The organism is Paracoccus rhizosphaerae, from assembly GCF_026162645.1.
Taxonomy (GTDB): domain Bacteria; phylum Pseudomonadota; class Alphaproteobacteria; order Rhodobacterales; family Rhodobacteraceae; genus Paracoccus; species Paracoccus rhizosphaerae.
This window is the reverse complement of the sequence record NZ_JAOTBE010000037.1, coordinates 1-21869: the sequence shown is the minus strand read 5'-3', so window position 1 is coordinate 21869 and position 21869 is coordinate 1. Positions and strand designations below refer to the sequence as shown.

At 67.1% G+C, this 21869-nt stretch carries 16 protein-coding genes; 6 read left to right on the top strand and 10 right to left on the bottom strand.

Annotation, left to right across the window (positions count from 1 at the left end; translation table 11 throughout):
* The first annotated feature begins 19 nt into the window (after positions 1-19).
* Together OC184_RS12970 and OC184_RS12965 are read left to right on the top strand one after the other, a co-directional pair.
* Positions 20-2185: an RNA degradosome polyphosphate kinase gene (locus OC184_RS12970; protein ID WP_265507605.1), complete on the top strand. Its 2166-nt coding sequence runs from the start codon at positions 20-22 to the stop codon at positions 2183-2185.
* A 53-nt stretch (positions 2186-2238) separates the two neighbouring features.
* Entirely contained in the window at positions 2239-3762 is a 1524-nt protein-coding gene (locus tag OC184_RS12965) for a Ppx/GppA family phosphatase (protein WP_378926561.1), read from the top strand.
* 77 nt (positions 3763-3839) lie between these two features.
* On the opposite strand, the gene groL is transcribed toward OC184_RS12965, so the two are convergent.
* Both groL and OC184_RS12955 read right to left on the bottom strand, forming a co-directional pair.
* Entirely contained in the window at positions 3840-5480 is a 1641-nt protein-coding gene (gene groL, locus OC184_RS12960) for a chaperonin GroEL (protein WP_265507604.1), read from the bottom strand.
* Positions 5481-5524: 44 nt separating this feature from the next.
* Positions 5525-5812, bottom strand: a complete 288-nt coding sequence (locus tag OC184_RS12955) for a co-chaperone GroES (RefSeq protein ID WP_265507603.1) — start codon at positions 5810-5812, stop codon at positions 5525-5527.
* Positions 5813-5991: 179 nt separating this feature from the next.
* Between OC184_RS12955 and OC184_RS12950 the strand changes: the two genes are divergently transcribed.
* Entirely contained in the window at positions 5992-7017 is a 1026-nt protein-coding gene (locus tag OC184_RS12950; RefSeq protein ID WP_265507602.1) for a TraB/GumN family protein, read from the top strand.
* 4 nt (positions 7018-7021) lie between these two features.
* Here the strand turns inward: OC184_RS12950 and OC184_RS12945 are convergent, their stop codons facing one another.
* Positions 7022-9961 (bottom strand): hypothetical protein, encoded by a 2940-nt coding sequence (locus tag OC184_RS12945; protein ID WP_265507601.1) that lies wholly within the window; start codon positions 9959-9961, stop codon positions 7022-7024.
* A gap of 199 nt (positions 9962-10160) precedes the next feature.
* Between OC184_RS12945 and OC184_RS12940 the strand changes: the two genes are divergently transcribed.
* Positions 10161-11135: an SIMPL domain-containing protein gene (locus OC184_RS12940; protein WP_265507600.1), complete on the top strand. Its 975-nt coding sequence runs from the start codon at positions 10161-10163 to the stop codon at positions 11133-11135.
* Positions 11136-11170: 35 nt separating this feature from the next.
* On the opposite strand, the gene OC184_RS12935 is transcribed toward OC184_RS12940, so the two are convergent.
* Together OC184_RS12935 and OC184_RS12930 are read right to left on the bottom strand one after the other, a co-directional pair.
* Positions 11171-12457, bottom strand: coding sequence for an O-acetylhomoserine aminocarboxypropyltransferase/cysteine synthase family protein (locus tag OC184_RS12935; RefSeq protein WP_265507599.1), 1287 nt, complete (start codon positions 12455-12457; stop codon positions 11171-11173).
* A gap of 56 nt (positions 12458-12513) precedes the next feature.
* Positions 12514-13356 (bottom strand): AAA family ATPase, encoded by an 843-nt coding sequence (locus tag OC184_RS12930; RefSeq protein WP_265507598.1) that lies wholly within the window; start codon positions 13354-13356, stop codon positions 12514-12516.
* Positions 13357-13518: 162 nt separating this feature from the next.
* On the opposite strand from OC184_RS12930, the gene dksA reads away from it, so the two are divergent.
* Together dksA and OC184_RS12920 are read left to right on the top strand one after the other, a co-directional pair.
* A complete protein-coding gene (dksA, locus tag OC184_RS12925; protein WP_265507597.1) occupies positions 13519-13941 on the top strand; it encodes an RNA polymerase-binding protein DksA in 423 nt (140 codons plus the stop codon).
* A gap of 36 nt (positions 13942-13977) precedes the next feature.
* Positions 13978-15108: an FAD-dependent oxidoreductase gene (locus OC184_RS12920; protein ID WP_265507596.1), complete on the top strand. Its 1131-nt coding sequence runs from the start codon at positions 13978-13980 to the stop codon at positions 15106-15108.
* Here OC184_RS12920 and glmM read toward each other — a convergent pair.
* From glmM to OC184_RS12895, 5 genes are all read right to left on the bottom strand, one after another.
* The gene (gene glmM / locus OC184_RS12915) at positions 15105-16448 is read right to left on the bottom strand and encodes a phosphoglucosamine mutase (protein WP_265507595.1); all 1344 of its coding nucleotides are present in this window, start codon (positions 16446-16448) and stop codon (positions 15105-15107) included. The two genes, OC184_RS12920 and glmM, sit on opposite strands and share 4 nt — an antisense overlap.
* Entirely contained in the window at positions 16445-17437 is a 993-nt protein-coding gene (gene folP / locus OC184_RS12910; protein ID WP_265507594.1) for a dihydropteroate synthase, read from the bottom strand. The genes glmM and folP overlap by 4 nt, the downstream gene beginning before the upstream one ends.
* 11 nt (positions 17438-17448) lie before the next feature.
* Positions 17449-18165: a dihydroneopterin aldolase gene (locus tag OC184_RS12905; protein ID WP_265507593.1), complete on the bottom strand. Its 717-nt coding sequence runs from the start codon at positions 18163-18165 to the stop codon at positions 17449-17451.
* 47 nt (positions 18166-18212) lie between these two features.
* On the bottom strand, positions 18213-18860 hold the full coding sequence (locus OC184_RS12900) for a cell wall hydrolase (RefSeq protein WP_265507592.1): 648 nt from the start codon (positions 18858-18860) through the stop codon (positions 18213-18215).
* A gap of 266 nt (positions 18861-19126) precedes the next feature.
* Positions 19127-21667, bottom strand: coding sequence for a putative PEP-binding protein (locus OC184_RS12895; RefSeq protein ID WP_378926657.1), 2541 nt, complete (start codon positions 21665-21667; stop codon positions 19127-19129).
* Between the last annotated feature and the right edge of the window lie 202 nt (positions 21668-21869).

Here is a 21869-nt window from a genome sequence, read left to right as displayed (position 1 = left end):
AGCCTGCCACCGGACGCCGATGACACGATCTGATTTCCTGCGTACGCCCTTTCCCGGACCCAAGGATCTGCCCGGCGGCGTCCCCGAGGGCGCCGCGCGCTTCTTCAACCGCGAGCTCAGCTGGTTGTCCTTCAACTGGCGCGTTCTGGACGAGGCGCGAAACCCGCGCGTCCCGCTGTTGGAGCGTCTGCGCTTCGTGTCGATCAGCGCGACCAACCTTGACGAGTTTTATACGGTCCGCGTGGCAGGCCTGCGGGAATTGATGCGCGAGGGCAGCACCACCCCATCGGACGACGGGCTGACGCCGGCCGAGCAGCTGGCCCTGATCAACGCCGACGCGCGCCGTCTGATGGGCGCGCAGCAAGGCGTTTGGAACGGACTGCGCCGCGAGATGGAGCAGGAGGGCATCGTCATCCTGTCACGGCAGCGGCTGACGGGGGCCGAACAGGAGTTCCTGCACGACTACTTCGAAAGCCGGGTATTTCCGGTCCTGTCGCCCCTTGCGATCGATCCGGCGCATCCGTTCCCGTTCATCCCAAACACCGGCTTCTCACTGGCGCTGGAGCTGGCGCGGGAAACCGATGGGCGGCAGATGAAGGCGCTGCTGCCGATCCCGGCGCAGCTGCCGCGTTTCGTGCCGCTGCCCGGAGGTGAGCGGTTCCTGAAGCTGGAAGACCTGCTGCTGATGCATCTGTCCAGCCTGTTTCCGGGCTATCGCGATGTCGGCCACTGCAGCTTTCGCGTGCTGCGCGACAGCGACCTCGAGGTCGAGGAAGAGGCCGAGGATCTGGTCCGCGAGTTCGAGACCGCGCTGAAGCGCCGCCGCCGCGGCAGCGTCATCCGCCTGAAGATCACCGCAGGGGCGCCGGACCGGCTGCGCCGCCTGATCATGGAGGAACTGGAGGTCGGACCCGACGAGGTCATCGAGGTCGAGGGTCTTCTGGGCATGGCCGACCTCAAGGAGCTGGTTCTGGATCACCGGCGCGAACTTCTCTGGCCAACCTTCACGCCGCGCGTCCCCGAGCGCGTCCAAGACCACGACGGCGACATGTTTGCGGCGATCCGGCAAAAGGACATGCTGCTGCACCATCCCTATGAGACCTTTGACATGGTCGTGCGCTTCCTGGCGCAGGCGGCGCGTGATCCGGACGTCTTGGCGATCAAGCAGACGCTCTATCGTACCAGCCGGGACAGTCCCATCGTCGACGCGCTCTGCGAGGCGGCCGAGGCCGGCAAGTCGGTAACGGCCCTGGTCGAACTGAAGGCCCGCTTCGACGAGGCCGCCAACATCCGCCAGTCCCGTCGGCTTGAACGGGCTGGCGCGCATGTCGTCTATGGCTTCGTCAACTACAAGACCCACGCCAAGATCAGCACCGTCGTGCGGCGCGAGGGCGAGCGGCTGGTGACCTATACCCACTACGGGACGGGGAACTATCACCCGATCACGGCGCGCATCTATACCGACATGTCGCTGTTCACCTGCGACGCAGCACTTGGGCGCGACGCCACCAAGGTCTTCAACTATCTGTCGGGCTATGTTCAGCCCGCCGGGTTGGAGAACCTGGCCATCGCGCCGATCGACATGAAGACCCGCCTGATCGAGATGATCCAGCAAGAGGCCGAGTTCGCCCGCCAGGGCAAGCCCGCTGCGATCTGGGCTAAGCTGAACTCGCTGATCGAGCGCGATGTCATCGAGGCGCTCTATGCCGCCAGCGCCGCGGGCGTCAGGATCAGCCTCGTGATCCGGGGGATCTGCGGAATCCGGCCGGGCATCAGGGGCTTGTCGGACAATATTCGGGTGAAATCGATCGTTGGACGCTATCTGGAACATTCGCGTATCGTCTGCTTCGGCAACGGCCAGGGCCTGCCCTCGACCAAGGCGCGGGTGTTCATCAGCTCGGCAGACTGGATGGACCGCAACCTGAACCGCCGGGTCGAGACGCTGGTCGAATGCGTGAACGACACCGTCAAGGCGCAGATCGTCAGCCAGGTCATGGCCGCCAACATGGCCGACGAGGCGCAGAGCTGGCTGTTGCAGCCGGATGGCCGCTTCGTGCGTTACCTGCCGGAGGGGCGGGACGACCTGTTCAACTGTCACCGTTTCTTCATGGAAAATCCGTCTCTGTCGGGGCGAGGAACTGCCGGGGCACGGGACGTTCCGGCGTTGACCCATTCCTCGGATTGACGCATCACGCCCGGTGACGGGTTGCGAGAAACGATGAGACAAGGGGCGCCAGGATGAACGGTGTGCGAACCACCAGCGGGACCATGATCGAGCCTTTCGGCGCCAAGTTCCGCAAGCTGCCCAAGAGGGCGCTGAAGCGGGTCGGCGTCGTCGACGTCGGCTCGAACTCGATCCGGCTTGTCGTTTTCGACGGAGCGGCGCGGTCGCCCGCATATTTCTACAACGAAAAGGTCATGGCGGGGCTTGGCCAGGACATGGCCCGGACAGGCAAGCTGAACCCCAAGGGGATCGAGCGTGGCTTTTCCGCCCTGGCGCGCTTCGCGGCCCTTGGTCGCAGCATGAACATCGAGCCGCTGACCTGCGTCGCCACCGCCGCCGTTCGAGAGGCTGCGGACGGCCCTGACTTCCAACACCGGGTCGAGCGCGAGACCGGGCTGAAGCTGCACGTCATCGACGGCGAGGAAGAGGCGAGGCTGTCGGCCCAAGGGGTTCTGCTGGGCTGGCCCGACGCGCGCGGCCTGGTCTGCGACATCGGCGGCAACTCAATGGAATTGGCCGAGGTGGCCGACGGCAAGGTGGGCCGGCGGGTGACGTCGCAGCTGGGGCCCTTCCGACTGCAGCAGATCGACTCCGACAAGCTGCGCAACCACATCTCGGGCATCCTCGGCCAACTGGCCGAGGAGATGGGCACACATCACGAGCGGATCTATCTGGTCGGCGGATCATGGCGCGCCATCGCCCGGCTGGACATGGAGCGGCTGAACTATCCCATGACGGTCCTGCACGAATACCGCATGACACCCGAGACGGTCGCCGACACGATCGCATGGATCGGCAAGCACGACCTGAACACCCTGCGCGGCACTGTCGGCATATCCTCGTCGCGGATCGAGCTGGTGCCCTTGGCCTCTCATGTCCTGTCGCAGCTTGTCGAGGTCTTTGCGCCAAAAGAGTTGTTCATCTCCAGCTATGGCATCCGCGAAGGGCTGCTCTACGAACACATGTCGGCCGAACTGCGCCGTCGCGACCCGCTGATCGAGGCGGCGCGATTTACGGAAAAGCAGATGTCGCGCATGCCGGGCTTCGGCAAGAAGCTGTATCACTTCCTGCTGCCGCTGTTTCCCGACATCTCGCCCGAGCGCGACCGGCTGATGCGCGCCGCCTGTCTGCTGCACGACACCGCCTGGCGCGCCCATCCGGATTACCGGGCCGAGGCCTGCTTCGACAACGTCACCCGCGCCAACATGGCCGCCCTTAGTCACCCCGAGCGCATCTATCTGGGGCTGGCGTTGCTTCACCGCTACAAGAACAACCGCGCGCAGTCGCAGATGGCGCCGTTGTTCGATCTGCTGGACGAGGCCGAAATCCTTTCCGCCGAGATCCTGGGCAAGGCGATGCGCTTCGGCGCCATGTTCGCCATTGACGATCCGGCCGATGCGGGAACACTTCAACTGACGCCGGGGAAATCGCTGGAACTGCGGTTGACGAAGACGGGCCGCGAGCTGATGGGCGAGGTTGCGCAGTCGCGGTTCCAGTCGCTCTGCAAGTCGATGAACGTCGAGGGCATCCTGTCCTGATCCTCTGCCTCTCGTCGCGACATGAAAAAAGGGCGCTCGGTCGAGCGCCCTTTCGTCTGCCCGGGGCAGGGGGATGATTACATCATCCCGCCCATGCCGCCCATGTCGGGCATGCCGCCGCCGGCCGCGGCCTTCGGCTCGGGCTTCTCGGCGATCATCGCTTCGGTCGTGATTAGCAGACCGGCGACCGACGAGGCGTCTTCCAGCGCGGTGCGGACGACCTTCGCGGGGTCGATCACACCGAACTTGAACATGTCGCCATATTCCTCGGTCTGAGCGTTGAAGCCGAAGGCCTTGTCCGACGATTCGCGAACTTTGCCGGCCACGACAGCGCCATCGACGCCGGCGTTTTCAGCGATCTGGCGCATCGGAGCCTCGAGCGCACGGCGGATGATGGCGATGCCTGCATCCTGGTCGCCGTTGATCCCCGTGACGCCTTCCAGCGCCTTGCCGCCCTGGACCAGGGCCACGCCGCCACCGACGACGACGCCTTCCTGAACGGCCGCACGGGTCGCGTTCAGTGCGTCATCGACGCGGTCCTTGCGCTCTTTCACTTCGACTTCGCTCATGCCGCCGACGCGGATCACGGCGACACCGCCGGCCAGCTTGGCAACACGCTCCTGCAGCTTCTCCTTGTCGTAGTCCGAGGTGGTTTCCTCGATCTGCTGACGGATCTGGCTGACGCGGGCTTCGATCTCGGCCTTTTCACCAGCACCGTCGACGATGGTGGTGTTGTCCTTGTTGATCGTGATCTTCTTGGCGCGGCCCAGCATGTCGATGCCGACGTTTTCCAGCTTCATGCCCAGGTCTTCGCTGATGACCTGACCGCCGGTCAGGATCGCGATGTCCTGCAGCATCGCCTTGCGGCGATCGCCAAAGCCCGGCGCCTTCACGGCCGCGATCTTCAGACCGCCGCGCAGCTTGTTGACGACCAGCGTGGCCAGGGCCTCGCCTTCGACGTCTTCAGCCACGATGACCAGCGGCTTGCCCGACTGGATGACAGCTTCCAGCAGCGGAACCATCGGCTGCAGCGACGAGAGCTTCTTTTCGTGCAGCAGGATGTAGGCGTCTTCCATTTCCGCAACCATCTTGTCGGGGTTGGTCACGAAATAGGGCGACAGATAGCCGCGGTCGAACTGCATGCCTTCGACGACTTCGACCTCGGTCTCCATCCCCTTGTTTTCTTCGACGGTGATGACACCCTCGTTGCCGACCTTCTGCATTGCGTCGGCGATGAAGCGGCCGATGTTGGCTTCGCCGTTGGCCGAGATGGTGCCGACCTGGGCGACTTCGTCGCTGTCGTTCACCGGGCGGGCGGCAGCCTTGATGGCCTCGACGACCTTCGAAGTCGCCAGGTCGATGCCGCGCTTCAGATCCATCGGGTTCATGCCGGCGGCGACCGCCTTCATGCCTTCCTTGACGATGGCTTGCGCCAGGACCGTCGCGGTGGTGGTACCGTCACCGGCCTCGTCATTGGTGCGCGAAGCGACTTCGCGGACCATCTGGGCGCCCATGTTCTCGAACTTGTCGGACAGTTCGATTTCCTTGGCGACCGAGACGCCGTCCTTGGTGATGCGCGGCGCGCCGAAGGACTTGTCGATCACGACGTTGCGGCCTTTCGGGCCGAGCGTCACCTTGACCGCGTCGGCCAGGACGTTCACGCCTTTCAGCATCCGGTCGCGGGCGTCGGTGCTGAACTTGACTTCTTTCGATGCCATTTGATTCTCCTGAATTTATCGTTGAAGGATGCGTCTGTCCGGGATCAGCTGATGATGCCCAGGATGTCGCTTTCCTTCATGATCAGCAGCTCTTCGCCGTCGACCGTGACCTCGGTGCCCGACCACTTGCCGAACAGGACGCGGTCGCCAGCCTTGACCGACGGTGCGATCAGTTCGCCCGAGTCCTTGCGCGCGCCATCGCCGACCGAGATGATCTCGCCCTCGGCGGGCTTTTCCTTGGCGTTGTCGGGGATGATCAGACCGCCCTTGGTCTTTTCCTCGCCCTGGACGCGGCGGACCAGCACGCGGTCATGCAGCGGTTTGAATGCCATTTCGAACACTCCGATGTTTCAGGTTGCAGTGTTGCTCTGTTGGCACTCACCGGCTGCGAGTGCCAATGGTGGTGATCTAGGCGAAGCTCGCGGGCCTGTCAACGGGTCTTGTTGTGCGACGGGTGGCCTTGAGGCGCAGAAAGTGGCAGCTTGAAACTTGACCCGACAGGAGGAAACCCTTGCCAAAACCTCAGCTTGCCGTCATCGCCGCCGCCTTCGTCCTGGTCTTGGGGCAGGGGGCATCGGGTGCCTCTTGCGAGGGGCGAAATCTGTTCGACCAGATGCCATCCGACCGCCTGCGGGCCATCAAGGACGCGCTGGCTGGTGTGCCGTTTCGCAACGGCCTGCTGTTCGAGGCGCGACGCGACGACCAGTTGATCACCTTGGTCGGCACCTATCACTTCGATGATCCGCGCCACCGGCCGATGATCGACCGCCTGCGCCCCATCATCGCCGAGGCGGATTCACTTTTCGTCGAGGCGGGACCCGAGGAGGAAGCCCGCCTGTCGCAGGCGCTGGCTAAGGACCCTTCGCTGATGGTCAGCCAGACCGGTGCGACCTTGCCAGAACGTCTGTCTGCCGCTGAGTGGCAGGCGCTGTCAGAGGCGATGGCCGATCGCGGCACGCCGGCGGTCATTACCGCGCGGATGCGGCCCTGGTACGTGGCGATGATGCTGGGCATCTCTCCTTGCATGGTGCGGGCGATGGCCGAGCAGGGCGGCGACGCAGGCGGTCTGGACCAGCGCCTGGTCGAGGTCGCACAAGAGGCGCAGGTGCCGGTTCGGGCGCTCGAGCCGTGGGACACGGTCTTCAGCCTCTTTGCCGACCTGACGCCGCAGGAGGAGCTGGACATGATCCGTGCTTCGCTGCCCGCGGCGGCCTATGCGGACGACTACGCCGTCACGTTGACCGACGCGTATTTCGCGGGCGACGTCTGGAAGATCTGGGAATTCGGGCGCTTCGACGCCTATGCCAATTCCGGCCTGTCGCGGGACGAGGTGGACCGGCAATTGAACCTCGCGCAGTCGCGGCTGATGGACGATCGCAACGAATCCTGGATTGCGCCGCTTCTGGACGGCGCCGTTGATGCATCCGCCGAGGACCGCGGCATCGTCGCCGCGTTCGGAGCGCTTCACCTGCCGGGCGAGAACGGCGTCCTGTCTCTGCTGCAGCAGGAGGGCTTCGCCATCACGCGCCTGGACTAGGCCGTCACTGCCCGTTCAGGACGCCCAGAGCGTGGGCTTGGTTTCCCTTGCGATAGGTGATGCGGCTGTCGCCGATGCCGGTGATTGTCCCGCCGTTGATGCGGTCGCCAAGCCGCAGCGTCACCACCCGGCCATTCGACAAGCGCACCAGCGCGCGGCTGGCTTGGCCGGCGCCGATGGTGCCGATGATCTGCGTGCTTTTCAGCTGGATGCCGTCCTTGACGGTCGCACTGGCGGCGGCGTTTCCGACTGCGTTCTGCGGAACGGCGGCGACGACATCGGGTTCGTTATCGACTTCTGGGGGGCGATAGCTCTGGTTGCGGGCGGCGGCGGCGCGGGCCTCGGCCTCGGCCTGGGCGCGCGCGCGGGCTTCTGCGGCGGCGCGGGCCTGGGCCTCGGCCCGGGCATCGGCGGCGGCCTGTGTTCGGGCGCGCGCTTCCGCCTGTGCCTGGAGTTCGGCATCCTGGCGCAGCTGCTCGGCACGTGCCGCCTCGGCGGCCTGGGCTTCCGCGGCGGCACGAAGGTCGGCCGACGACGGTGCTGCGGCCGCGACGGGTGCCGCCGCTGCGACCATGGTGTTGACTGCCGCACCCGCCGCGCGGCGCGGCGGAAGCGCCGACGAGGTCAGGGCCGTCAGGGCGACGGCGCCGGGCGAGGGCGGGCTTTGTTCGATGGCCGAGGCGATCGCCGCCTCGACCGCATCGGCGGATGTGCCACGGGCGCCTCCGGGCTTGCTGCGCGGACGATCAGAGCTGCCGATGCCGGACGAAGCCTGGGGGGCAGGGACCACGCCCGCGGTGCTGGCGCGGGACGCAGGCCGGGGCGATGACGTGGCGTCAGAGACAGCCGCTTCGACGGCCCGCTGCGACGTCTCGCGCAGCGAGATCGGCTTGCGCGTCGGCCGCGCATCCGCCAGCCGGAAGACCAGGCCACTCTCCTCGCGTGACAGCGGCGCGGCCCCTGCCTGCGCAGTCCGAAGATCGCGCAGCTGCTGGCGGATCAGCGCCTTTTCGGAGGCGGTCAGCTGGCGGGGGGCGTCCTCCTCGGGCGCGCTGCCTTCCTCAAGCTGCGAGAGGTCGGCGGGCTTCGACGGCGGCCGGGCGGAATCGGTGCCCGCTGGCGGCACGGGCTGCACTTCTGCCGGCGTAGACAAGCGCGGGCTTGGGCTGGGGGGACGTACCGCCAAGGGCGCCTGCGCTGGAGCGGCGGCCGGAGCGGAGGCGGCCGGAGAAGCAGCCGGTGCAGGGGTAGGCGCGGCAGGGACTGCCGGTCGCGGCGGCGGGCGCAGACCCGACAGGGGCGCAGGTTGCGCCGGGGTACTTGCATCGTAAGGCGACGGGTTCGCAGGGACCTGGGGCCGGCTGTCGGGCGCCGCAGGGGCGCTGGCGGATGCCGGCGTCGTGCGCGGAGGACGCTGAGAAGTCGAAAGGCGCGACGCTGGCACCATACTGGCGGAGGTCTGAGCGCCTTCGGCAGAGGGGCCGGTCGCTGCTGCAGCCGGCGTGTCTTCGGCCAAACGCGGTTCAGATGCAGCCAGCCCGGCCGACGCGGCAGAAGTCGCTTCGGTTCCCGTATCAGGCGCCGCAGGTTCGGGTGCGGCGGCAGGGGGTGCCGTTGCGACCGTGGCCGCAGGTGTCTCGGCCTCTGCCGTTTCAGTTGCTGGCGCGGCAGAGGCGCTGCCACGTGCGGCAACTGCCGTCTCTGGCGGGGTCAATGCCTCCAAAGCCTCGGCATCTTCCGCTGATGCGGTAACCTCTGCGGCACTTTCGAATGGTGCGGGGGCGGCATCGGCCAGCACGGCCTCGGCTGCTTGGGCAGAGGGCGCGGGGTCCACGGCTGTCGGCTCCGCTGCAGGCGTTGAAGCGGATTCCATGGGCGCGCTGATGGCCTCGGCCATGGCGCGGCTGAGGGCGTCATCATCCGCAGGCACTTGAGTTGCGGCCTTCCGTTCCGCAACCGGGGGAGGGGCGACCTGTTTGGTCGGGCTGGGTTCCGACATGGCGACCGGTTCAGGGGTCGGGCGGCCGAAGAAGATCAAGGCGGCGACCAGCACCAGGGCCAGCGCCGCGACCATCACGGGCAGCCGCGCCGGATCCAGGCCGCGCAGCCGGGCTGTCAGGCTGCGTCGCGCCGTGCCTTCGGCCGGCGCGGCCTGATCGCGCTCAGCCCGCGCAGCTGCGGCTCGCTTGTGGACCGCCTCGGCCCTCGGCGGCAGACGCCGGGCCATAAGTGGCTGGCCGTGGCGGATCACCGCCGAGCCGACCGCCGCCTCATCCGCGGTCCGCAGGCGAGGTTCCTCCACAACGACATGGGGGATGATCCGCGACACGACGACAGGCATCGGCGCGGCGGGTTGCGGGGCCTGCTCGACCTCGATCTGCGGTGCGGTGACGCGCGCCTGCGTCAGTTCGGGCGTGGTGAAGGGGCGGCGGCCATACTGGTCCCGCGCCAGCCGGGACGGCCCGAAGTCGGGCTGGCCGTCGAAGCGGTCGTCACCGGGCCGGGCCGTGAAGCCAGACGGGTGAAACCCCTGTGCGCGTGCGAATTCCTCGGCCTCCTCCAGCGTCCGGCGCGCGACCGCGGCGACGCGCAGCGTCTCGATGTCGCCATTGGCCGCGGGACACCAGTCGAAGGCCAGATCGTCGGCCCCGTAGGGGGTCGAGGACTCGAGCGCCCTGGCGATTGTCGCGGCCGTGTCCGACCCGAAGGGCACGGTGAGCACGGTGTAGAGGATCTGGTCGTCCGGAATCACCAGGATGGTGTCAGGCTCTTTCACCTCGGTACCGGACTGGCGGCGCAGCGCATGCAGCGCCCCCGCGATGTCGCGCCCGGAAAAGGGCGCCTGTCCAAGCACATGCCAACCCGGGCCGTCCCGGTATTCAAGCTGCACGGCCTCTTGCGTGAAGCTCATGGCGAATTCGGGGGGCGCGGCGTGCTGATTCATATGTTTTCGTTGCTCGATCTGCACCGTGCGGTCGTTGCGCGCGATGTCGTTGTCCTCAATCGTTCTCTACCTCAAATTGTGGATCGTTGAAAGAAGAACTGCCACATCTGTGATCGGAATCGCCACGGCCGGGGCTAGGCAGGCCGCGGCCGGCGGGGCATCAATCCAGCAGCGATTGCGCAATCAGAAAGGATCCTTGATGCGACCGATCTTCACCACCGCCCGTGTCCGCCGCGCGGCCCTTGCCGGAGCCGTCGCCGCATTTGCCGCTGCGCCGGTTGCGGCGGCTGCCCAATCCTGCGGAATGGCCGGACCGTCCCGACTGACGGTCAGCGGCCAGGGCCAGTCCCGCGTCGCGCCCGACATGGCGACGGTGCAGCTGGGCGTCACCACGCAGGCCGACAGCGCAGCCGAGGCGATGCGCCTCAATTCCGAACAGCAGACGGCCGTGATCGAGGCGTTGCGCGGCGCCGGCATCGACGAGGCGCAGATCCAGACCTCGGGGCTGACCCTGAACCCACTGATGAACTACCCTGAGAACCAGGCCCCGGAGGTGAGTGGCTATCAGGCCAGCAACATTGTCAGCGTGCGCGTGACCGACCTGGCGCGCACGGGCGAGGTTCTGGATGCCATTGTCGCGGCCGGCGCAAACGAGATCAACGGCATCACCTTCAGCCGCGAGGAGGGGGCCGAGGCGCTGGACCAGGCGCGGCAGGACGCGGTCGCGGATGCGCGGCGCAAGGCCGAGGTGTTGGCCGAGGCGGCCGGCGTGACCCTGGGCCCGATCATTGCGTTGCGCGACCTCCCGACGGTCGGCGGCGGCCCGCGCCCGATGATGCGCATGGACGCCACGATGGCGGAATCGGTGCCCGTGCAGCCCGGCCAGGTCGAGATGTCGTCACAGGTCGAGATCGAATACGGCCTGACCGGCGATGCCGCCTGCGCACCGATGCACGGCGGCAAGCCGCACGGCCACGGCAAGGGCGGGCGCGGCAAGGCAGGGCACGGTCCCGCTGATGATCATCACGGGCCGGGCCGCGATGGGGATCGTCCTGCTCGGGACGATGACGCCGCCGAGGTGGTCCCGCCGATGCCGGGCGACGGTGCCCCGGCCCCTGACGAGCCGATTGTTCCCGGCATCGAAAAGCCGCTGCCGGACGCGCCAGCGAACTGATCGGCCTGGCCGGGGGCTTCCCCGGTCAGCACGCCTCAGGCGGTCGCCTTGGCCAATGCCTGGTCGAGGTCGGCGATCAGGTCGTCAGGATCCTCGATGCCGATTGAAAGGCGCACGACCTCGGGACCGGCGCCGGCTGCGCGCTGCTGATCCTCGGTCAGCTGGCGGTGGGTGGTCGAGGCGGAATGGATCACCAGCGACCGCGCGTCGCCCAGGTTTGCAACATGGCTGAACAGCTGCAGCGCGTCGACCAGCTTGACCGCCGCGGCATAACCGCCCTTGATCGCGAAGGTGAAGAGCGCCCCCGCCCCCTTGGGATAGCATCGCTGCGCCGTCGCGTTCGAGGGCGAGGTCTTTAGCCCGGCATAGGTCACCCCATCGACGCGCGGATCGGCCTGCAGCCATTCCGCAACCATCTGGGCGTTGGCGACGTGACGCTCCATCCGCAGGGCCAGGGTCTCGATGCCCATCAGCGTGTAATGCGCCCCCTGCGGGTTCATCGTCATCCCCAGGTCGCGCAGCCCGATGGCGATGCCGTGGAAGGTGAAGGCGAGGGCGCCGAAGGTCTCGTGGAACTTCAGCCCGTGATAGGCGGGTTCTGGGGCGGACAGGCTGGGGAACTTGTCGCTGGCCGACCAGTCGAAGCGGCCGCTGTCCACGACCACGCCGCCGGTCACTGTCCCGTTGCCCGTCATGTATTTTGTCAGGCTGTGCACGACCAGCGTGGCCCCCATCTCGATGGGGCGGCAGAGGTAAGGGGTGGCCAGCGTGTTATCTACGATCAGCGGAATGCCCGCCGCGTCCGCGACGGCGGCCACGGCAGAGATATCGGTCACATGGCCGCCCGGGTTGCCAATCGATTCGCAGAAGATCGCGCGCGTGTCGCCGTCGATGGCTGCCCGCAGCGCATCAGCGTCGTCGATATCGACGAACCGCGCGCTCCACCCAAAGCGGCGGATCGTGTGGCTGAACTGCGTGATGGTCCCGCCATAGAGCCGGGTCGAGGCCACGATGTTGCGCCCCGGTTCCATCAGCGAAAACAGCGCCATGATCTGCGCGGCATGCCCGGACGAACAGCAGACCGCCCCGGCGCCACCTTCCAGCGCGGCGATGCGGGACTGCAGCGCCGCAACCGTCGGGTTCGTCAGCCGCGAATAAATGAAGCCGACCTCTTGCAGGTTGAAAAGCCGCGCGGCGTGTTCGGCGTCGCGAAAGGCATATGCCGTCGTCTGATAGATCGGCACCTGCCGCGCGCCGGTGGCGGGATCGGCCGCGGCGCCGGCATGGATCGCCAGCGTGTCGAAGCCGTGGTCCTGGGTCATGTCATCCTCCCCTGATGTCACGGCCACCTTAGCTGTGGCCCGCCGGCCGTCCAACGTCAGCGTGCCTGCCGCCGCGCCATGAAGGCCAGTTTTTCGAACAGCGCCACGTCCTGTTCGTTCTTCAGCAGCGCGCCGTGCAGGCGCGGCAGCATCGTGGCGGGATCGCGCTTCAGATCCTCGGGGGCCAGATCCTCGGCCAGGATCAGCTTGAGCCAGTCGAGGAACTCGCTTGTCGACGGCTTCTTCTTCAGCCCCGGCACCTCGCGAAGGTCCACGAACTGCGACAGGGCGGCATCCAGCAGGGCGGGCTTCAGGCCGGGATAATGCACCTCGACGATGGCCTTCAGCGTCTCGGCGTCCGGGAAACGGATATAGTGGAAGAAGCAGCGGCGCAGGAAGGCGTCGGGCAGCTCTTTCTCGTTGTTGGAGGTGATGATGACCACGGGACGGTGTGTGGCGCTGACGGTCTGGCCGGTCTCGTAGACGTGGAACTCCATCCGGTCGAGTTCCTGCAGCAGGTCGTTCGGAAACTCGATATCGGCCTTGTCGACCTCGTCGATCAGCAAGACCGTGCGGGACGGCGCCTCGAACGCCTGCCACAGCTTGCCCTTGCGGATGTAGTTGGCGACGTCGTGGACGCGTTCGTCGCCCAGCTGGCTGTCGCGCAGGCGGCTGACGGCGTCGTATTCATAAAGCCCCTGCTGCGCCTTCGTCGTGGATTTCACGTGCCATTCGATGATGGGCATTCCCAGGCTGGCGGCCACCTGCCGGGCCAGTTCGGTCTTGCCGGTCCCCGGCTCTCCCTTGACCAGAAGCGGGCGTTCCAGGGTCACGGCCGCGTTGACGGCCATGGCCAGGTCCGGTGGCGCGACATAGCGGTCGGTGCCGGAAAACTCCATGTAAACTCTCCTTTTCGAAGAACCGCTTGGCGCGGGAAGACATCACATTGCAGATTACGCATGATGAGCACCTTCAATCCTAGTGACAAGACGGGCGTCATACTTTATGGGGGCGCGCAAGGTGCCGGTAATTTTGCTCCGCCCGGCGCCGCCGGAGGATGTATGAAAGCCCAGACCTTCCTGCCACAGGATTATCGTCCCGCCGAGGACGAGCCCTTCATGAACGACCGTCAGCTTGAATATTTCAGACGGAAACTGGAAGCCTGGAAACAGGAGCTGCTGGATCAGTCGGCCGAGACGCTGGAGGGCCTGCAGGACAGCGCCCGCGCCGTCCCTGACCTGGCGGACCGCGCCAGCGAGGAAACCGACCGCGCCCTTGAACTTCGCACCCGCGACCGCCAGCGCAAGCTGGTCAGCAAGATCGACGCGGCCCTGCGCCGGATCGAGACGGGCGAATACGGCTATTGCGAGATGACCGGAGAGCCGATCAGCCTGCGCCGCCTGGACGCGCGCCCCATCGCGACCATGACGCTGGAGGCGCAGGAGCGTCACGAGCGCAAGGAGCGGGTCCACCGCGACGACTGAGGTTTCGCTGGCAGGCTCGCCCTGCCGGAGGTGACGATGGGTTTCCTTTCGGATCGTTCGGCGACCGTCGTTGGTGCCGGGATCGGCGGCCTGACGGCGGCGCTGGCCCTGGCCCGCAGGGGCGCGCGCGTTACCGTCATCGAAAAGGCGCCTGCGCTGACCGAGGTTGGGGCCGGCATCCAGCTGTCAGCGAATGCCGTGCGGGTGCTGGATGCCCTAGGCTTGGCTGCGGCGCTGGACGCTGCGTCCTTGCGGACAGAGGCCGTGCAGCTGAACGATCACAGGGGCCGCCGCGTCCTGCGGATGGACCTTGTCGCCCACCGACCGCAGGCGCGCTTTCTTCTGATCCATCGCGCGCGCCTAATTACGCTTCTGGCCCAGGCTGCGGCCGACGCGGGTGTCATCCTGCGCCTCGGCCAGGACGTCGACACGGTCCCAGATGCGCCGCTGGTCGTGGCCGCAGACGGCCTGAAAAGTCGTCTCCGGGCAGAACTGAACGGGCGCGAGGTTCCGTTCTTCACCGGCCAGACCGCATGGCGGGCCCTGATCCCGATCACAGGCACCGCCATTCCCGAAGCGCAGGTCTTCATGGGGCCGGGGCGTCACCTCGTCAGCTATCCTCTGGCGGGCGGCCTGCGCAATATCGTGGCCGTCGAGGAGCGCCGCGACTGGCAGGAAGAAGGCTGGTCCCATCCCGGCGATCCCGCCGACCTGCGGACGTCCTTCGCAGCCTTCGGCGGCCCGGTACCCGAATGGCTGGCCGCGGTGCGGCAGGTCCATCTGTGGGGGCTGTTCAGGCACGATGTTGCGTCACGCTGGCACGACGACCGACTGGTCCTGCTGGGCGACGCCGCGCATCCGACGCTGCCATTCCTGGCGCAGGGTGCTGGCATGGCGATCGAGGATGCCTGGGTTCTGGCTGCCTGTCTGGACGCCGATGCGGATCAGGGCGCCGCGCTGCGACGTTACCAGTCGCTGAGGCAGCCGCGCACACGCCGGATCGTCGATGCGGCAAGCGCGAACGCGCGGAACTATCACCTGCAGGGGGGCAGGCGCCTTCTGGGGCATGCGGCGCTGCGGGTCGTTGGTCGCGTGGCGCCCGGATTCATGCCCGGACGCTTCGACTGGCTTTACGACCACGATCCCGTGGCCGAGGGCCCGCGCTAGACGGCGTGCTCCACGGCAGCCACGATGTCGTCGACGACCTGCGCTAGGACGGTCTCGTCCTCGGCCTCGGCCATGACGCGGATCAGGGGCTCGGTGCCGGACTTGCGGATCAGGACGCGGCCGTGGCCGGCCAGGCGCGCCTCGGCATGGGCGATCACGCGGCGGACATCGTCCTGTGACAGCGGATCGGCGCCGGGGGCATAGCGGACGTTCTTCAGCATCTGCGGCACCGGGTCGAACTGGGTCACAAGTTCGCTGGCGGTGCGCCCGGTTTCGGCCATCGCACCCAGGACCTGCATCGCCGCCACCAGCCCGTCGCCTGTCGTGGCATAGTCGGTCATCACGATATGGCCCGACTGTTCACCACCCAGGTTGAAGCCGCCCTCGCGCATCCGCTCGACCACATAGCGGTCGCCGACCTTGGTGCGTTCGAGCCGCAGGCCGCGCCCGCCGAGGAAATGTTCAAGGCCCAGGTTGGACATCACCGTCGCCACCAGCGCACCGCCCGCCAGCCGGCCCTGTTCCGCCCAGCGAACGGCCAGTAGCGCCATGATCTGGTCGCCATCGGCCACACGGCCGGTCTCGTCGACGATCACGACACGGTCGGCATCGCCGTCGAGGCTGATGCCCAGATGCGCGCCATGTTCACGCACGGCGGCCGCACAAGCCTGGGGGTGCGTGCTGCCGACGCCGTCGTTGATGTTGAAGCCGTCGGGTTTCACCCCAAGCGGGACGACCTCGGCGCCCAGTTCCCACAGGACATCCGGTGCGGCGCGATAGGCGGCGCCATGGGCGCAGTCGATGACCACCTTCAGCCCGTCCAGCCGCAGCTTCGAGGGCAGGGTCGTCTTGGCATATTCGATATAGCGACCGCTGCCGTCGTCGATACGCTTGGCACGGCCGATGTTCGAGGGCTGTGCGGGCTCGATCTCGCTGGCGACGATGTCCTCGATCTCGGTCTCGGCCTCGTCGGACAGCTTGAAGCCATCGGGGCCAAAGAACTTGATGCCGTTGTCCTCGGCCGGGTTGTGGCTGGCCGAGATCATGATGCCCAGGTCGGCGCGCATCGACCGCGTCAGGTATCCCACCGCCGGCGTCGGCACCGGTCCCAGCAGCAGGACGTTCATGCCTGTACTCGTCAGCCCTGCCGTCAGCGCGTTTTCCAACATGTAGCCCGAGAGCCGGGTGTCCTTGCCGATCACAACCCGATGGCGGTTGCGGCCGTCGCGGCGAAAGTACCGGCCCGCCGCCGCGCCAAGACGCAAGGCCATCTCGGCCGTCATGGGGTGGCTGTTCGCGCGCCCGCGCACGCCGTCGGTTCCGAAAAGCTTCCTGCTCATGTCACTGCCTTCTCGTTATCATTGAGGGCAGCGATAAGGCGCAGCCCCTGTGCATGTTCCGCGACGTCGTGGACGCGGTGGATCTGGATGCCCTGCGCCGCTGCGGCGACCGTCAGCGCCAGCGTGCCCGGAATCCGGTCGGCGGGCGAGGCCGCGCCGCCAATGTCGCCGATAAAGCGCTTCCGCGAAATGCCCAGAAGGACCGCGCAGCCCACACCGTGAAACAATGAAATCCGGCGCAAAATCGCCAGGTTATGCGCCTGCGTCTTGCCAAATCCGATTCCCGGATCGATTACGATCCTGTCCTTGTGGATTCCCGCTGCGACCGCCCCCGCCACGCGATCTTCAAGCGCGTCATAGACATCCAGAAGGACGTCGTCGTAGCGCGGGTCCTGCTGCATCGTCGCCGGCAGGCCCTGCGCGTGCATCAGGCAGACCGGAACCTGCGCCTGCGCCACCAAAGGCGCCAGTTGCGGGTCGAAGTCGAACCCCGAGACGTCGTTCACCAGCCCCGCACCGGCGGCAAGCGCAGCCTTGGCCACGGCCGCCTTGCGGGTGTCGATCGAAATCGGGGCACTCCTGGCCAACCCCTCGATCACCGGCACGACGCGGGCAATCTCCTCGGCATCAGGCACCTCGGCTGCGCCGGGACGGGTCGATTCGCCGCCGATGTCCAGAATGTCCGCACCTGCGGATATGAGCGACCGGGCCTGCTGCAGGGGGTCGTATTGTCCGCCGTCAGAAAAGCTGTCGGGCGTCGCATTGACGATCCCCATCAGGCGCGGGCGGTCCAGCGGCAGGTCCATCACCGGCGTGCGGGCCGAGGTCAGCTTGTCGATGATCTCTGCCGGTGCGGTGTCGGTCACGACCGGCTCATGGCCCCGCTGCAGGCGCTCGAAACAGGAAAAGCCCGTCCAGCCGCCGGCAAGGCGCCAACGCCCGCCTTCGGCCTGGGGGATGGGGCGGTAGTAGACGCGGTCATCCGGCATCGATGCGCCCGTCAATGGGTGTCCGGGCGCGCACCAAGCCGCCCAGTCAGCCAAACCGCAAGCTGGTCCGGGGCGTCCCCTGCGGCCGGATCGTCCACTGCAAGCCGTGACGGTGCCCAGACCACGGACTGCCGCTGCTGGATCGACGCGTCGATCTCGGTCCTCGTCTCGGCGACTTCCAGCGCCAGTTCACCTGCAAGCGCCCAGGCCGACTGATCCAGTGCCAGAAGCTTGACCCGCCGGGCATTGCGTGCCGGGGGCAGCGGAAGATCGGGCGCAGGCGGCACCAGCACCACGGCGCCTACGGGCAAGGCGGTGGCGGCATCCCAGACCTTTACGCAGACATGCGGCGCGGCGGTTTTGACAGGCACCCGCCCCGCATCGCGGGTGATGGACACGCCAAGCGCGCCCGGCCCGCGATCCAGCTTCTCGACCGTGACGGCTACGCTGGCGGCGCGCGGGTGCGCCAGGACCTCGGCCGCGATCTTCTCGGCCAGTGTTTCGACCAAATTGTAGCGCTGGTCCGCCAACGCGGTGGATACGGCCTGGGTCAGGACGTCATAGGACAGGATGTTGTCGACGTGATCGTCGCTGCCGGCGACCGTCTCTTTCAGGTCGACGGTGACGTTGAAGCGCAGGCGCTGGTCCAGACCGCGTTCGGACTGGAAGGCGCCAATCTCGGCAGAGATGACATGGTCGCGCAGGAAGATGCGGTCAGGATGTTTCATATCCGTCATTCACCGCAATTCACCGCTGTGGGCAAGCCCCAGCCGCGTCAGTTGGACGCCACGCGCTGGTTGCCGCGATAGAAGATGTGGCGCCCGATCTGCACCGTCTTCTGGAAGCGGCGCGACCACGAGGGGCGGACCGCCGGCGTGTGGAAGTAAGTCGCCCCGCCCGTCAGCTGGCGAGGGGCGCCCGCCAGCGCCTCGGCCGCGATGTCGCGGGCGCGCAGGAAGGCGGACTTGTTGCGGATCGGCTTGGCGCCACCGATGGTATAGCTGAACTGGCTGGGCTGGTTGATCACGCCGCAGACCGTGCTGGGGAAGGCGCCGCTGTCGACGCGGTTCAGGATCACCTCAGCCACGGCCTGCTGGCCTTGGCGGCCCTCGCCGCGCGCCTCGTGGTAGAGCGCCTCGGCCAGGCACTGCAGATCGGCTTTACTGTAGCTGTTGCGGGCGCTGGCCAGGTGCAGCGTCTCGACCGGCGCGTCCTCGGTCATCTCGATCTCGACCGGGTCGGCGTCGGTGAACAGCAGCGGCGTGGGACGCGGCGTGTTCGCCGCGGCGGCCGTGCCGAAGAGACCACCACCAGACGAGAAGAGGGAACCATTCCCCCCAGCGGCGGCACCCGAGGCGATAAGAGGCGTGGCGATGGCAGCACAAAGACAGGCGTGCGCCAGCCGATCGAGCAGCATGGGCATGTTCAGTCCTATAAACTTCGCCCGTTGAAAGGGCGTTAAGGTCAAGGCGCCGAGAGCAGATCGGCGCGCAACAGCGTCAGAGAAATGCTTAAGGTTTTAGGGATCGCGGGTTCCATCCCACTTCCCCGTGAGACGCCGGGATCGCCGACTTCCGGCCAAACGAGGCAAGTTCCCGCCGCGCGAATTCCGCCGATCCGGCAAGTTCCGGCCGATCACGCCGCCGTGATGCTGCACGGCAGCATCGGTTTCAAGCAGGGGTTGTCGGCTTATTCCGAATCACAGGCCATGCGCGACCTGATCGCGGATTGCGCAGCAGCAAGCCGGGCGACGGGCACCCTGAAGGGGGAACATGACACATAGTCGATGTCGGCGGCGTGACAGAAAGCGATGGATTCAGGATTCCCGCCATGTTCGCCGCAGACGCTGAGGGTGATGGACGGTTTCTGCTGCCGCGCCCGCCGGACGCCGGTCAGCAGCAACTCTCCAACGCCGTCCTGGTCGAGGACGTGGAAGGGATCCTCGGCATAGACGCCCTGTCCGACATAGGTGCCCATGAAGCGGCCGGCGTCGTCGCGCGACAGGCCATAGGTCATCTGCGTCAGGTCGTTCGTGCCAAAGGACAGGAAGGCCGAGTGGGCTGCGATGTCGCCGGCGCGCAGCGCGGCGCGGGGCGTTTCGACCATGACCCCCAGACGGAAGGTAAAATCGGCCCGCATCTCGTTCCTGACGGCGGCGGCGACGGCGTCGATGCGGGTTTTGACCAGCTCGACCTCTCGCATGGCGCTGACAAGGGGGATCATGATTTCGGGAACGACGGGATCGCCCTTGCGGCTCGCCTCGACCGTCGCCTCGAAGATGGCGCGGGCCTGCATGTCATAGATTTCGGGGACGGTGATCCCCAGGCGAACGCCGCGCATGCCCAGCATCGGATTGAATTCCGTCAGCGCCTCGACACGGCGGGTGACGTGGGACAGGGGCAAATCGAGCGATTCCGCCAGTTCGCGCAGGCCGTCACGATCGTGGGGCAGAAATTCGTGCAGGGGTGGGTCGAACAGGCGGATGGTGACGGGCAGGCCAGCCATGATCTCGAACAGGCGCGTGAAGTCCTTGCGCTGCATCGGCAGGATACGCTCGAGCGACAGGCGGCGGTCCTCGGGGCTATCGGCAAAGATCATCTCGCGCATGGCGGGCAGGCGCTCGGCGTCGAAGAACATGTGCTCGGTGCGGCAAAGGCCGATGCCCTTGGCATGAAAGCGCCGGGCGGTGATGGCATCCTCGGGCGTGTCGGCGTTGGCGCGCACATCAAGACCGCCGGCCTCGGCCGCCCAGTCCAGAAGCTGGGTGAAGGCGTCGTCCAGCGCCGGCGGCAGAAGGGTCGCGGCCCCGGCCAGCACCTCGCCCGAGCTGCCGTCGATCGTGATCTCGTCCCCCTCGTGCAGCAGCTGGTCGCCGGCGCGGAGTGTGCGGGCGCGGGCGTCGATGGCAAGGCCAGTCGCGCCGACAATGCAGGGAAGCCCCAGCCCCCGCGCGATGACGGCTGCGTGGCTGGTGGTGCCGCCACGCTCGGTCAGGACGGCGACCGAGGCGTGCATGCCGCGGATATCTTCGGGCACCGTCTCGCGCCGGACCAGGACGCAGGCCTCGCCCCGGGCATGAGCCGACTGGGCGGCGGCGGCCGAGAACACGATCCGGCCGGTGGCGGCGCCGGGACTAGCATCGATGCCGCGGGCGATCAGCTTGCGCGGGACGCGAGGATCAACCTGGTGGTGCAGAAGATCGGCAAGGGCCCGTGGTTCGACCCGCATGAGGGCCTCGTCATGGGGGATGACGCCGTCGCGGGCCAGGCTGACGGCGATCCTGACGCTGGCCCGGCTGCTGCGCGTCACGCGCGTGGCGTCGATGACCGAGATGCGGCCCTCGGTCACGACGAACTCGATCTGCATCTCCTCGCGCAGGCGCTCTCGTGCAGCGATGCCGAAGCGGACAAGATCGGCGAAGATTTCGGGGGCGGTGTCCTGCAGCGATGGGCCCCGTTCGTCGCTGGTCAGAAACAGCGTCTCGGCCCCGCTTCCGACAGTGGCGCCGTGATGCTGCCCCCGAAAACGGCCGGTGACGCGCGGGGCGCCGGTAACCGGGTCAATGAACTGGATGGTGCCGGACCCGCAAAGTCCCGGCCCCAGCGCCAGCGCCATTTCCTGCACCACCAGTCCCAACGGCGCATCCGGCGGCGCACCCTTGGCCTGGCGCAGAAGACGGGCGGTGGGGCCGTCCCAGGCGCGTGCCATGCTGCGCAGGACTTCGGCCAGCTGCTCGGCCGGGTCCTGCGGGAAGGGGGCGTCCATTTCGTCCCGGTAGCATCGCAGCGCCTCGGCCAGTGCGTTGGGGCCGTCCTGCGTGAACATGTCGGGGTCAAGGCGGGCAATGTGGGTCGCATAGCTTTGCACGAAGGCCAAATAGATCGCGTCGGCATTGTCCTGCCCGATCAGACCGACCAGCCGTTCATGCAGCGAGTCGTTGATCCCGACGTTGAGAATCGTTCCCGGCCCACCCCAGTCCGGCATCACGGCCGAGGGGCGGACGCTGACCAGCCCGCTGCCAGCGAAGACGTCGCGCAGCGCATCGGGATGCACCCGCCGCCCCTGGGCGATCATCCTGACGGTGTCGGCAGAAATCGCGAAACTGCGGGGCACCGGAAGCTGCATCCGCACCAGCCGCTGGAGGCATTTGGCACGCCACCCGTGGTCGGCGCGGTCGATCCGGCCGGAAGGCGTGATCTCGGTCGCCTCGCTGATGTCGTGCATGTTCATGAGGCAGCAGCATGGCTCCGGCGGGGCATTGCCGCAAGTGCCAAAACGTATGGCCGCCCCGTCTGCAAGCGGCAGTTTCTGATGACATGATCAGTCTGCACAAACGTATCCGGCATGTCAGCACAAAGGCCGCCGCCAAGATGGAGATCCGCGCGTCACAATCCTCATAAAGGAACCGGCCTCGGTGGGCCATTTTTCGCAG